Below are 12,125 nucleotides of genomic sequence, written 5' to 3'. Positions count from 1 at the left end.
CCGCGTCTAGCTGCAGTCCCACATGAACCGGCCTTCGAGGTGGTCCTGGCTGACGAAGACGAAGCCGCTTCCGTAGCCGAAGTTGAGGAAGAACGGGTCCTCCTCCCGTGCGCCGCGGTCCTCGAACTGGCAGAGGAACCGCCACGAGGCGTCGATGCCGAAGGCCTGGTCGTTGGGGTAGACGGCTTCGCCACCCAGGAACTCCCTGGGCTCTTCCCCCTCGGGGAAATCGGCCTTCGGGCCCCCGCCCCGCAGCCAACGGGAGAAGGCGGCGGCCCGGTTCGCTGCCTCGTCGAGTTCCGGCGGCATCGGAGTCAGGTCCGTCAGCCATTCGACGGGAACCTCCGCGTGGTCCGGGCCCCACCGCCACAGGGTTCGCCCCTGTGTGCCGGGGGGCCCGATCGACGCGAAGGACGGTATCCGCCCACCCGGCTGAACCAGAACGACGGCCTCGCCGTCCTCCGGTGTGTCGCCGCCCATGACCATGCCCTCCTCGTGCAGGAACAGGTACGCGAGGCGTACCTCGTCCCCCGGCACCCGGAACTGGCCGATGAACACCAGCGGCTCGCCCGTACGCGGATGCACCGGCCAGGCCGGTCCGTCCAGCCAGACCGGCTGCCCGCCGAACTTCGCCACCGGTTCCGTGACCGGCTCGGGCACGGCCCGGAAGGACATGCGCAGCCGGGGCAGGAAGGCGGCATCGTAGGGGCCTGCGGCCCGGCCCGTCGGCTCGGAGATCATGCCTTCGACGTTACGGCACCCCACCGACAGCGCCCGGCCCCGGCAGCCGACAGAGGCGCCGCAGCCGCGGCTGCCGAAGGAACTGCCGCGCGTGCGGAAGAACGTGACACCAGATGTGGCGCTGCCGAGGTCGGCCGGTACCCATGGCCAGGAGCGCGGCGACCCGGCGGCCGACGATCAGCGCAGGTAGCCGAGGCCGGGGTGGGCGGCCGCGTACCCGTCGAGGAGCCGCCGGGCCACGCCCACCGAGTCGACCAGCGGGTGCAGGGCGAAGGCCTTGACCGCCTCGGCCCGGCAGCCGCCGGCCGCGGCCGTGAGGACGGTGCGTTCGACCGCCTTCACGGAGGTGACGAGCCCGACCGCGTGGAGCGGCAGCGGGTCCACGGCCACCGGGTGGGCGCCGTTGGCGTCGACCAGGCAGGGGACCTCGATGACCGCCTCCCCGTCGAGGACGGACAGCGTCGAGCGGTTGCGCACGTTCAGGATGAGGGTGGTCCGCTCGTCGCGGGCGATGGCCCGCATCAGGGCGAGCGCGACCTCCTCGTAGCCGCCGGAGCCGGATTCCGCGTCGCTGTCGTCGCGGGCGCCGGCGCCGGCCGCCTCGCGGTTCTCGGCCATGTACGTGGCCTCGCGCTCGGCCCGGGTCCGGTCCCAGGCGGCCAGCGCCGCCCCGGGCGGCAGCGCGTCGCGGCCGGCCTCGGCGTAGAAGCCGCGCTGCTGGTCGCGCAGGAAGGCGCCGCGTGTCTGCTTCGCCTCCTGGTACGCCCGTACGGTGTCGCGGTTGAAGTAGTAGTAGTGCAGGTACTCGTTGGGGACCGCGCCGAGCGAGCGCAGCCAGTCGGCCCCGAAGAGCCGCCCTTCCTCGAAGGTCCGGAGCGCCTCCGGGTCGCCGAGCAGCCGGGGCAGTTCGTCGCGGCCGCCGATGCGCAGGCCGCGCAGCCAGCCGAGGTGGTTGAGGCCGATGTAGTCGATCCAGGCGTCCTGCGGGCGGGCGCCGAGCGCGCGGGCGACGCGCCGGCCGAGCCCCACCGGGGAGTCGCAGATGCCGATCACCCGGTCGCCGAGCACCTCGGCCATGGCCTCGGTGACCAGCCCGGCCGGATTGGTGAAGTTGATGACCCAGGCCTCGGGGGCGAGCCGGGCGACGGCGCGGGCGATCTGCCGTGCCACCGGCACGGTCCGCAGGCCGTACGCGATCCCGCCGGCGCCGACCGTCTCCTGGCCGAGCACGCCCTCGGCCAGGGCGACCCGCTCGTCCGCGGCGCGCCCGTCGAGGCCGCCGACGCGGATGGCGGAGAAGACGAAGTCGGCCCCGCGCAGGGCCTCGTCCAGGTCGGTGGTGGTCGACACCGAGGGGGCCGGGACCGCGCCCGGGCCGGCCTCGGCACGGCGCGCTGCCGCTGCCGCCGGCGCTGCGGCTGCCGCTGCGGCCGCCTGGTCGGCGAGGACCCGGGACACGGCGGTGAGCCGCGCCGGATCCTCGTCGTACAGGGTCACGTGGGACACCCGGCCTTCGGCCCGGTCGCCGAGCAGTGCGCCGTACACGAGCGGTACCCGGAACCCGCCCCCGCCGAGGATCGTCAGCCGCACGCCGTACCGCCCTTCAGCCAGTGCCGCCGAGGATGCCACGATCCGCGACATTCGGGCGGCGGCACACGAATGAGGGCTCCAGTGTCCCCTGCCGGTCAGTCCTCCAGCGCCGGCACGGCGCGCAGCCGCGGGCCCTTGCCGTGCGGTGCGGCGCCGCCGCGGCGGGCGGGTCCGGCCGCGGCGCCCTGGGGCGCCGAGAGGATCATGGTGATCCGGGTGAGCCCCATGGCGTCGAGCATGCGGCTCGATTCGGCCACGAGCCGGCACCGTACGGGACCGGTCTGCGGGTCCCAGTGGCGCACGGTCCGCACCGCGCCGTCGCGCTCGGCGGCCCCGGCCCCGTGGGTGGCGAGCCAGTGCGGCACGCCGTACCGGTAGGCCGCCTCCATGAAGGGGTCGCGGGCCACCTCCTGGCGGATGCTGCGCAGCCCCTCGTCCTCCGGGGCGGCCTCCAGCGCCGCCGCGAACTGGGCCAGCAGCGGCACGCACCAGGCCGGCTCGTGGTCCTCCAGGACGGCGGCCGCGTCCGGGTGGAACAGCACGAAGCGCAGGAAGTTGTCGTCCGGGAGGGCGGTCGGGTGGGGGCGCACCGACTGGAAGAGCCTGTCGAACGCCGAGTTGGTGAGCGCGACGTCCCAGCGGTGGTCCACGAGGAAGCTGGGATGGGGCACGGCCTCCATCAGGGCCGCGTAGTCGCACAGGTAGTCGCGCTGCGCCGGGTCGTCGGGCAACCGGTTCTCCTCGGCCGCCCGCCAGGTCGGCGGCGGATCCCGGTCGACCATGATGCGGAAGAGCCAGAAACACTGCCGCTCGCTCATTTCCAGGGCCTCTGCCAAGGCGAGCAGTTTGCGGTCGGTCCATTCCTTGACCAGTCCGCGTTCCCAGTTTCCGTACGCGCGAACGCTGATGCGCAGCCGTGCGGCGAGATCTTCCTGGCTCAGGCCCAGTTCCTCGCGGCGCTGGCGCAAAATCTCCTTGCGTCGCTCCGACCGCACTGCGCCGCGCGCGGACTCCTCGCCCGCCAGGCGCTCCTCACCGGCATGGGCGAGGCCATCGGACGGGCCCACCGCTGCGAGATGTAGCACCGAGAGCTCCCCCTCCTCACGGTCTGGATCTTCAATTTCCTCTGGCGATCCTGCTACCGACGTCATTCGAGTGTCAACTATCGTGGCAATTCCAGCCTCTTGACAGCTCATTCCCGCCACAGCTGTGGCAACTTCTGGCCCTGCGGCGGGAGAACGGATAGATTCCAAAAGCCGACCATGTGCCCGAACCGACTCGCCGCGATCTAGGAGAACCACTGGTGACAGACGGCTTCCCGGCTCCCGTCGCGGTGGCCAACCCGTCCCTGGCAGCCACCGTCACGCGCGTCGCAGAACTCGCGGGCAAAATGGGCCGCGACCCGAACAAGGTCTTCGACCTGCGCCGCCTCTCCGAGGCCTCCGGCGTGCCCATGGACGTGGTGCGGAGCCTGCTGGACGGCAGGCCGGCCGGCGAACCCTGCCTGCAGACCCGCTTCCTCCAGCGGCTCGACCTGCTCCGCCGTACGAGGCTGAAACCCAACGGACGCCGCTACACCCAGCAGGAGATCGCCGACGGCGCCGGGATGTCCCGGCAGCAGGCCGGCGCGCTGATCAACGGCGACCGGCGGCCCACGATGGAGCACTGCGACGCGATCCAGCGCTTCTTCGGCGTCCACGCGGGATTCCTCACGGCGCACGACGCGGACGCCCTCACCGACGCGCTGCTGCGCACCGAGCAGCAGCTGCTCCAGGACTACGCGGGCCGCACCCGGGAGCCCGTGCCCGCCGCCCCGGTCTCCCCGGCCGGCGACCCCCTGGCGAGACTCCTCCAGGACCACGGGGTGCGGGGCATCGCCTGGCGGGCCGCGCAGCTGCCCAGCGACAAGCACCGCGACAAGGTCGCCGAGTGGCTGGACATGCTCCTCGAAAGCGTCAAACCGACCGATTCCTGATCCCGGCCCAGTCGACACTCAGTCTGAGTCTGGGTCTGTCCGATCCTTGAGTCCTGATCCGGATCCACGCCGACGGGGAGAACGGTGAGCATAGGCAGAGAGCAGCGCCGGTTGTGCGGCGAGCTGGTGGCCGGCCTCCAGCTGACCGCGCCCGTGGAACCCGTGGACCTGTACACCGCCCTCTGCGCGGGCATGAGCAGGATCCGCGGCCGCCGGGTGGACTTCCGGATGGCCGCGTTCCCGCCCGGGACGGCGAGCGGCCTGTGGCTCGACATGGCCGACCGGGACCTGGTGGTCATCGAGGAGCGCACGGCCCCGGACCACCAGCTGGTGATCCTCGGCCACGAACTGTGGCACATGAAGGCGGGCCACTGCAGCCACCACGTCGACGGAGCCGCCGTCGCGGCCCGCCTGCTGTCCGACGAGGCCGACCTCGGCGAGACCGTACGGCGCGTGGCGGCGCGCACCCGCGCCGACATCCGCGAGGAGACCGAGGCCGAGACCTTCGGCTTGCTGCTGGGCAGTCGGTGCCGGACCTGGCTCGCCGGGTCGGCGAGCCACCGCGCGCCCGCACAGCGAGACCAGTTGGCGGGGCGCATCGAGGCCTCGCTCGGATACCGGGGGCACAGGAACGACCGTTGAACGGCCAGGACTACTACATCCCGGCAACCGCGCTGGGCATCGCACTCGCCTTCAAACTGCCGACGCTGCGCAGCAACTGGCGCGACCCCCTGCTGCGCGCCGTGTGCTCCCTGCTGGTCCTGGCCGGTTCGGTCTTCGCCTTCGCCGCCCCACCCACCATCGTGGCGGTCAACGGCCTGACCGGCGTCACCAACGTCTCCGCCCCGCTCGTGTACTGCCTGATCACCCTGTTCAGCGCCGCCTGCCTGGTGCTGATCGTGAACTGGCGCGGCGGGCCCGCCGAGGCGACCCGGCGCGTCTCGCGCCGGTGGATCGGCGGCTACTGCGGCGTCGTGGTGGTGCTCGTCGTGCTCTTCGCGCTGGGCGAGGCGCCCGTCGAGCGGCTGCGCGACTTCGACACGTACTACGCGAACGAGCCCTACATCCGGGAGATGATCGCCCTCTACCTGACGGCGCACCTGGTGGCGGCCGTCGTGATGGTGGCCATGTGCTGGCGCTGGTCCCTCCAGGTCCGCGGCTGGCTGCGGACCGGCCTGATGATCATCGTGGCGGGGTACGTCCTCAACCTCAGCTACGACGCCACCAAGATCGCCGCGGTCATCGCCCGCTGGACGGGCCACAACCTCGACGACCTGAGCACGTACGCCGCCCCGCCGCTCGCCTCCCTCGGCGCGCTGATCAGCGCCATCGGCTTCGTCCTCCCCCTGGTCTGCCAGCGGCTGTCCGACCACTGGCAGACCTGGACGACGTACCGGCGGCTCGGGCCGCTGTGGGACGAGGTGCAGCAGTGCGCGCCCACCGGCACCCCCTGCGTGAAGATGTCGTGGTGGGCGCCGCCCGAGCTGCGCATGATCCAGCGCGAGTCGGACATCCACGACGCGTTCCTGCACCTGGGCCCGTACTTCGACGAACGGCAGCGGGAGCGGGCGTACGGGCTCGCCCTGGCCGGCGGATCGGACGAGGAGACGGCCCGCGCCGTCGGCGAGGCGGCCATGGTCGCCGCCGCCGTCCGGGCCCGCGCCGCCGACCCGGACGGGGCCGCCATCGACGGCGAGGAGGGCGCGGACGGCGCCGCCCGGGCCACGCCCGGCCCGCGGGACCTCGTCCGCGTCTCCCGGGCCCTGCGGGATTCGCCGGTGGTCGCCTGCCTGCGGCAGCAGGGCACGGCCGGGGCGGTCTGCTGACCGACCGGGAGGCGGGAGCGGCGGGGCCGCGTCAGCCGGGGGCGGCGGGCCGCGTCAGCGGGCGGCCGCCGCCAGGGCCGCCTTCGGGAACAGGTCCTGGAACGGGCCCGCGGAATCGATCCCGTCGCGGCCGAAGGGCGCGTCGAAGCTCCAGACCATGAACAGCAGGAACACGATCAGCGCGCTGAACAGGCCCGCCAACAGCAGCTCGCGGCCGGAGCGGCGGATCTGGAGCGTGAAGATGAGGCCGACCGTCACCACACCGCCGGTCAGCAGCCCGAACCAGACCACGCTCGGCAGGGTCGACTCGTCGCTCTGGACGCGCGAGTGGCGGGCGTCGTCCGCGGCCGCGACGTGGTCCAGCAGCGGCTGGTAGGCCTGCGCCTGGAGCTCGGTGGCCGGGCTCTGGTGGGTGACGTCGCTGCGCAGCTTCGCGAGCAGCACGGCGCCCTCCGGGCTGGCCGGCTCGCCCGACGTCAGCCGCGGCCAGTCCACGGCGACGGTGTGGGTGACGTACGCGTCCACCTCGCCGCGGATCCGGTCGCGGACAGCGGCCGGGTAGACGTCGGCGCGCTGGCCGACCTCGTACAGCGCCTGCGCCTCGCGCCGCACGCTGTCCTCGGCGGAGCCGCGGGCCTCCCAGACGCCGGCGATCGCGAGGCCCAGCACGATCGCGTAGACCACCCCCACCATCATCGTCATGTACTCGATGACGTCGGGGGTCTCGCTGGTGTCCTCGTCGGGGGCGACCCGGCGGTGCCGGATGACCGTGCAGGCGAAGACGAAGGCGCAGACGAGCACCATGGCAATGGCCAGGATCAGCCATTCGGACACGAGGGATCTCCCAAGGGTGGATCGGTCAGGGGGTCAGCTGCTGCGGCTCTTCGACCGCGGGCGCAGTGCCGCCGCGGCGAGCACGGCCGGGGTGGTGACCACGGCCATGATCATCACGGTGGACAGGCCGCCCGGCTCCCGCCGGTCCAGGGCCCGGGAGCGGTACGGACGGACGTGGAAGGCGGTGACGCGCGCGACCCCGGCTCCGCGCGCGGGCGGAGCCCCGGCTGCGGCAGCCGGCGGCCCGGCAGCCGCCGCGGGCTCCGGCGCGGCTGCCGGGGGCTCCGCAGCCGCGGCCGGGGCCTTCGCCGCCGGCGGTCCGGCCACGGCTCCGGCCGGCGCCACGACCACCGGCGGCTCAGGAGCCGCGACGGCCTGCACCGGGCCCACCCCGGGGTGGTGCACGGTCGGCCGGCCCAGGCCGGGCAGGCCGGGCAGCCCCGGCACCACCCCCGAAGGCCGTACCGCAGGCGGCCGGACGGCAGGCGGCCGGACCGCCGGGGCCCGGCCCTCCGACGGCCGCACGACAGGCGGCCGGACGGCGGGGCCCCGCGGCGGCCCCTCGGGCACACACACGTCGCCCCGGGCCGCGGCCCGGGCCTCCGCCCGGGCCGCATGGCGGTCGCCGACGCGGAGGTCGCCGACGCCGGCGGCGGCGACCGCCGCCTGGCCGTGCAGCGGGCAGCACACCGCCACCAGGCCCGCACCCGCGAAGTACTGCCAAGCGGCCACCGCGCGTCCTCTCGTTCCGCAGCAGAAGTGAGGGTTCCGGCTGAAGAAACGATCACGGCACCGCTACGACACGCCGCAGCCCCGACACGGTCCTTTGCGGGGGACCGGATTCAGCCCATCGAGAGCGCCGGGCCGGTGACCACGAGCCCGAGATCACCGCCCGCGTAGGCGAAGAAGGCGCACATCACCAGGGCCGCGCCGCCCAGCGCGAGGTCCTTCAGGAACTGCACCTGCTCCATCTGCCGGGCCTGCGGCTCCCGCTCCCGCCAGAACCCGTGCATCAGCAGGGCCGTGACGAAGCAGAACGCGGCGAGGAGCAGCGCCCCGAGGTCCGCCCACAGGCCGACGGCCACGCTCACGGCACCGACCAGCAGGACCACGCCGCTCCCGGCCACCGCGGCCACCGGCTGCGGCACCCCGCGCGAGGCGGCATACCCGGCCATCGCCTTGGTCTGGGTCAGATGGCCGACGCCGGAGACGGCGAAGAGCAGGACGAACAGAATGCGTCCGATCAGGACGAGGGCGTCCATGGCGACCTCCCGAAAGCACACGAGCAACCCCCTGTCACCCCCGGCGCCTGCCCCTTCCGGCCCGGTTCACCCGTCCGGCGCAGCACCGGCCGCCGCCCTCCGCCGCCGCGCCCCATGCTCGGGAGGAGCGCGCCCGCGGCCGACGCGGGGGATCCGGCGGGAAGGGACGGTCGCGGGTGGACCTCGAAGCGAAGGCCGACGCCCTGATGGACGGTCTGCGGGCCGATCTGGAACGGCTCGCGGCGATCCCGTCCGTCGCCTTCCCCGGCCATCCGCAGGAGCCCGTGCTCGAAGCGCACGACCTCGTCGCCTCGCTCCTGCGCGACGCGGGCGTCCCCGTGGTGGAGCGCATCGACCTCCCGGACACCGCGCCCGCCGTCCGGGGCGAGATTCCGCCGCCGGAGCCCGACGCCCCGACCGTGCTGCTGTACGGCCACTACGACGTGCAGCCCGCCGGGGACCCCGCCCTGTGGCTCTCGCCGCCGTTCGAACCCACCCCCGTCCCCGGCGGCCTGCGGGCGCGGGGCATCGCCGACGACAAGTCGAACGTGATCGCCCAGCTGGGCATGATCCGCCTGTACGGGGGCCGGCCCCCGGTCGGCCTCAAGGTGGTGATCGAGGGGCAGGAGGAGTACGGCAGCGCGTTCGACGCGTACCCGCCGGCCGACCCGGAGCGGTTCGCCTGCGACGCGATGGTCATCGCCGACCTCGGCAACCTGCGGCCCGGCACCCCGACCCTGACCACGGGCCTGCGCGGGACCGCCGAGGTCACGGTGGAGGTGCGCACCCTCGCCGAGCCGCGGCACAGCGGGGAGTTCGGCGGTGCGGCCCCCGACGCCCTGCTGGTGCTGCTGCACGCGCTCGCGACCCTGCACGACGCCGCCGGCGATGTGGCCGTGCCCGGCCTGCGCCGCGATCCGTGGGAGGGGACCGGGTTCACCGAGGGGGAGTTCCGTGATCTGGCCGCGGTCCACGACGACGTGCCGCTGCTCGGCAGCGGCCCGCTCGGCGAGCGGCTGTGGAGCGGCCCCGCGATCACCGTCATCGGGCTGGACGCGCCCTCCGTGGACCACGCCGCGTCGGCCGTGGTCCCGTACGCCAGGGCCAGGCTGAACCTGCGCTTCCACCCGCTCCAGGACCCGCACGGCGCCCTGGACGCCGTCACCCGGCACCTGCTCGCGCAGCGGCCGTTCGGCGTGCCGCTCACGGTCACCCCCGGCGACACCGGCCCCGGCTTCGAGGCGCGGACGGGCGGGCCCGCGTACCGGGCGGCGATGACCGCGCTCAAGGAGGCCTGGGGCATGCCGGTCTCGTTCGTGGCCTCGGGCGCCTCGATCCCGCTGGTGAACGGCCTCGCCCGGGCCGCGCCGCGGGCGGAGGTGCTGCTGTTCGGGGCAATGGACAGCATGTGCAACCTGCACGCCCCCAACGAGCGGGTGCTGCTGTCGGAGCTGCGCAACACGGTGGTGGCGATGGCCGCCTTCGTCCGGGAGTACGCGGCGGACTACCGCGCGGCGGCGCCCCGGTGACGGCGCCCCGGTGAGGGCCTCGCGGTCCCGGCATGCGCGAGGGGCGCGACCCGTTCGCGGATCGCGCCCCTCGCCTTGTCCTGCTCCTGTTCCTGCCGGCCGCAGCAGCCGGGCCTTCAGCCGTCGGCCGGCAGCAGTCGGCCGTCAGCCCGCTTCGGAGCCGCCGAAGCGCTCGCGGTAGGACTCCAGGTCCTCCTCGCTGATCTTCGCGAAGAGCACCGGCGGCACGGTGAACGGCGTGCCCGCCGGGACCGCGTCCAGGGCCTTGGCCTGCTCCGGGGAGACCCAGGCGGCCGTGTCGTCGGCCAGCTGGAACGCCGAGCGCATGGCGCGCGCCGAGGCCGGGATGAACGGCTCGGAGACCACCGAGTAGAGGTGGATGAGGTTCATCGCGGTGCGCAGGGTGAGCGCCGCGCCCTCCGGGTCGGTCTTGATCTCCAGCCAGGGGGCCTTCTCCTCCAGGTAGGAGTTGCCGGCCGACCACAGGGCGCGCAGCGCGGCCGCGGCCTTGCGGAACTGGAGGGTGTCCATGTGGCCCTCGTACTCCGCGAGGAGCTCCGCGATCTGCTCGCCGAGCCGGGCCTCGGCCTCGCCGGCCGCCTTGCCCGCCGGAACGTCGTCGCCGAAGCGCTTGCGGGAGAAGGAGAGCACGCGGTTGACGAAGTTGCCGAGGGTGTCGGCGAGGTCCTTGTTGACCGTGGCGGTGAAGTGCTCCCACGTGAAGGACGAGTCGTCGGACTCGGGCGCGTTGGCGATGAGGAAGTAGCGCCAGTAGTCGGCCGGGAGGATCTCCAGCGCCTGGTCGGTGAAGACGCCGCGCTTCTGCGAGGTGGAGAACTTGCCGCCGTAGTACGTCAGCCAGTTGAAGGCCTTGACGTAGTCGACCATCTTCCAGGGCTCGCGCACGCCGAGCTCGGTGGCGGGGAACATCACCGTGTGGAACGGGACGTTGTCCTTGGCCATGAACTGCGTGTACCGGACGTCCTCGGCCTCGAACCACCAGGACTTCCAGTCGCGGGCGGCCGGGTCGAGGTCCGACCACTCCTTCGTCGCGCCGATGTACTCCACGGGCGCGTCGAACCAGACGTAGAAGACCTTGCCCTCGGCGGCCAGGTCGGGCCAGGTGTCGGCCGGGACCGGGACGCCCCAGTCGAGGTCGCGGGTGATCGCGCGGTCGTGCAGGCCCTCGGTCAGCCACTTGCGGGCGATGGAGGACGCCAGCTGCGGCCACTCCGCCTCGTGCTGCGCGACCCAGGCCTCCACCTCGTGCTGCAGCTTGGACTGCAGGAGGAAGAGGTGCTTGGTCTCGCGGACCTCCAGCTCGGTGGAGCCGGAGATCGCCGAGCGCGGGTCGATCAGGTCGGTCGGGTCGAGGACGCGGGTGCAGTTCTCGCACTGGTCGCCGCGGGCCTTGTCGTAGCCGCAGTGCGGGCAGGTGCCCTCGACGTAGCGGTCCGGCAGGAAGCGGCCGTCGACCGGCGAGTAGACCTGCCGGATCGCGCGCTCCTCGATGAAGCCGTTCTCCTGCAGCCGGCGCGCGAAGTGCTGGGTGATCTCGCGGTTCTGCTCCGAGGAGCTGCGGCCGAAGTAGTCGAAGGACAGCTCGAAGCCGTCGTAGACCGCCTTCTGGGCGTCGTGGGCCTGCGCGCAGAAGTCGGCGACGGACAGGCCGGCTTCCTTGGCGGCGAGCTCGGCGGGGGTGCCGTGCTCGTCGGTGGCGCAGATGTAGAGGACGTCGTGGCCGCGCTGGCGGAGGTACCGGGAGTACACATCCGCCGGAAGCATCGACCCGACCATGTTGCCCAGGTGCTTGATCCCGTTGATGTACGGAAGCGCGCTGGTGATCAGGTGACGAGCCATCCTCGGATGCTCCATTTCGTGTATGCGGTTGCAGCGTTCGGGCCGTGACGGATTGTGATGAGGTCATCGTATCGAACCGTCGTCAGGCCACGCGCCCGCATTTCGCTGGGTGGACGTAACGCAAAAGCGAGGGTTGTGACCTCTGCGTCACGGCCCTCGCCATGGGGTCATGCTACAGCCGGGACGCGATCGGCTCGGACCAGGCCCGCCACCTGCTCCGACCCGGCCCGCCGCCGCCTCCGGCCCGGCTCTCGCCCCGGTCCGGGCGCGGCGCTCCCGCGGTTCCGGCCCGGCCTTCCCGCCGCCGGGCCGCGGTGTCGGCGCGGGCCTGGCGCGGGTGTGGCGTGACCCTGGCGCGGCCTGGCGTACTTCTGCCCCGGCCCTGGTGGAGCCTATGGCCGGGGCATATGCGTACGTACCGGCTGCGGCGGCGCGTGGTCGAAGTCTGTCAGCGACTGATCATCACCGAACGTAATCCTCCACCTTCCTCCTTCTGCGCCCCGCGTAC

At 73.3% G+C, this 12,125-nt stretch carries 11 protein-coding genes; 4 read left to right on the top strand and 7 right to left on the bottom strand.

The features are described from left to right. Positions 1 to 6 precede the first annotated feature (6 nt). The 3 genes from ACIQUT_RS02710 to ACIQUT_RS02700 all read right to left on the bottom strand — a co-directional run bounded on the left by ACIQUT_RS02710 (position 7) and on the right by ACIQUT_RS02700 (position 3,416). The gene (locus ACIQUT_RS02710; protein WP_403558443.1) at positions 7 to 741 is read right to left on the bottom strand and encodes a hypothetical protein; all 735 of its coding nucleotides are present in this window, start codon (positions 739 to 741) and stop codon (positions 7 to 9) included. 177 nt (positions 742 to 918) lie between these two features. Continuing rightward, positions 919 to 2,331, bottom strand: coding sequence for a 6-phospho-beta-glucosidase (locus ACIQUT_RS02705; protein WP_403558441.1), 1,413 nt, complete (start codon positions 2,329 to 2,331; stop codon positions 919 to 921). Positions 2,332 to 2,426: 95 nt separating this feature from the next. After that, positions 2,427 to 3,416 (bottom strand): helix-turn-helix domain-containing protein, encoded by a 990-nt coding sequence (locus tag ACIQUT_RS02700; RefSeq protein ID WP_403558439.1) that lies wholly within the window; start codon positions 3,414 to 3,416, stop codon positions 2,427 to 2,429. 218 nt (positions 3,417 to 3,634) lie between these two features. On the opposite strand from ACIQUT_RS02700, the gene ACIQUT_RS02695 reads away from it, so the two are divergent. The 3 genes from ACIQUT_RS02695 to ACIQUT_RS02685 all read left to right on the top strand — a co-directional run bounded on the left by ACIQUT_RS02695 (position 3,635) and on the right by ACIQUT_RS02685 (position 6,132). Beyond that, positions 3,635 to 4,306, top strand: coding sequence for a helix-turn-helix domain-containing protein (locus ACIQUT_RS02695; RefSeq protein WP_403558437.1), 672 nt, complete (start codon positions 3,635 to 3,637; stop codon positions 4,304 to 4,306). Positions 4,307 to 4,390: 84 nt separating this feature from the next. After that, the gene (locus ACIQUT_RS02690; protein ID WP_403558435.1) at positions 4,391 to 4,948 is read left to right on the top strand and encodes a toxin-antitoxin system, toxin component; all 558 of its coding nucleotides are present in this window, start codon (positions 4,391 to 4,393) and stop codon (positions 4,946 to 4,948) included. Beyond that, on the top strand, positions 4,945 to 6,132 hold the full coding sequence (locus tag ACIQUT_RS02685; protein ID WP_403558433.1) for an MAB_1171c family putative transporter: 1,188 nt from the start codon (positions 4,945 to 4,947) through the stop codon (positions 6,130 to 6,132). The genes ACIQUT_RS02690 and ACIQUT_RS02685 overlap by 4 nt, the downstream gene beginning before the upstream one ends. Before the next feature lie 54 nt (positions 6,133 to 6,186). Here ACIQUT_RS02685 and ACIQUT_RS02680 read toward each other — a convergent pair whose 3' ends face one another. From ACIQUT_RS02680 to ACIQUT_RS02670, 3 genes are all read right to left on the bottom strand, one after another. Next, positions 6,187 to 6,966, bottom strand: coding sequence for a hypothetical protein (locus ACIQUT_RS02680; RefSeq protein WP_403558431.1), 780 nt, complete (start codon positions 6,964 to 6,966; stop codon positions 6,187 to 6,189). Positions 6,967 to 6,999: 33 nt separating this feature from the next. Continuing rightward, the gene (locus tag ACIQUT_RS02675; protein ID WP_403558429.1) at positions 7,000 to 7,698 is read right to left on the bottom strand and encodes a hypothetical protein; all 699 of its coding nucleotides are present in this window, start codon (positions 7,696 to 7,698) and stop codon (positions 7,000 to 7,002) included. Positions 7,699 to 7,808: 110 nt separating this feature from the next. Next, a complete protein-coding gene (locus tag ACIQUT_RS02670) occupies positions 7,809 to 8,228 on the bottom strand; it encodes a DoxX family protein (RefSeq protein ID WP_403558427.1) in 420 nt (139 codons plus the stop codon). Positions 8,229 to 8,404: 176 nt separating this feature from the next. Between ACIQUT_RS02670 and ACIQUT_RS02665 the strand changes: the two genes are divergently transcribed. Further along, a complete protein-coding gene (locus ACIQUT_RS02665) occupies positions 8,405 to 9,757 on the top strand; it encodes a M20/M25/M40 family metallo-hydrolase (RefSeq protein ID WP_403558425.1) in 1,353 nt (450 codons plus the stop codon). Positions 9,758 to 9,901: 144 nt separating this feature from the next. On the opposite strand, the gene metG is transcribed toward ACIQUT_RS02665, so the two are convergent. After that, positions 9,902 to 11,617 carry a methionine--tRNA ligase gene (gene metG, locus ACIQUT_RS02660; protein ID WP_403558424.1) on the bottom strand — a complete coding sequence of 572 codons (1,716 nt, stop codon included), beginning with the start codon at positions 11,615 to 11,617 and terminating at the stop codon, positions 9,902 to 9,904. Positions 11,618 to 12,125 lie beyond the last annotated feature (508 nt).

Origin of the sequence: Streptomyces sp. NPDC090445 (assembly GCF_044769385.1) — a bacterium.
Lineage (GTDB): Bacteria > Actinomycetota > Actinomycetes > Streptomycetales > Streptomycetaceae > Streptomyces.
The sequence above is the reverse complement of the archived record's forward strand: the minus strand, read 5'-3'. Positions and strand labels throughout refer to the sequence as shown.

Coding starts and splice junctions, on each gene's coding strand:
- ACIQUT_RS02710 (WP_403558443.1), bottom strand. CDS start 741: ATGATCTCCGAGCCGACGGGCCGGGCCGCAGGCCCCTACGATGCCGCC.
- ACIQUT_RS02670 (WP_403558427.1), bottom strand. CDS start 8,228: ATGGACGCCCTCGTCCTGATCGGACGCATTCTGTTCGTCCTGCTCTTC.
- metG (WP_403558424.1), bottom strand. CDS start 11,617: ATGGCTCGTCACCTGATCACCAGCGCGCTTCCGTACATCAACGGGATC.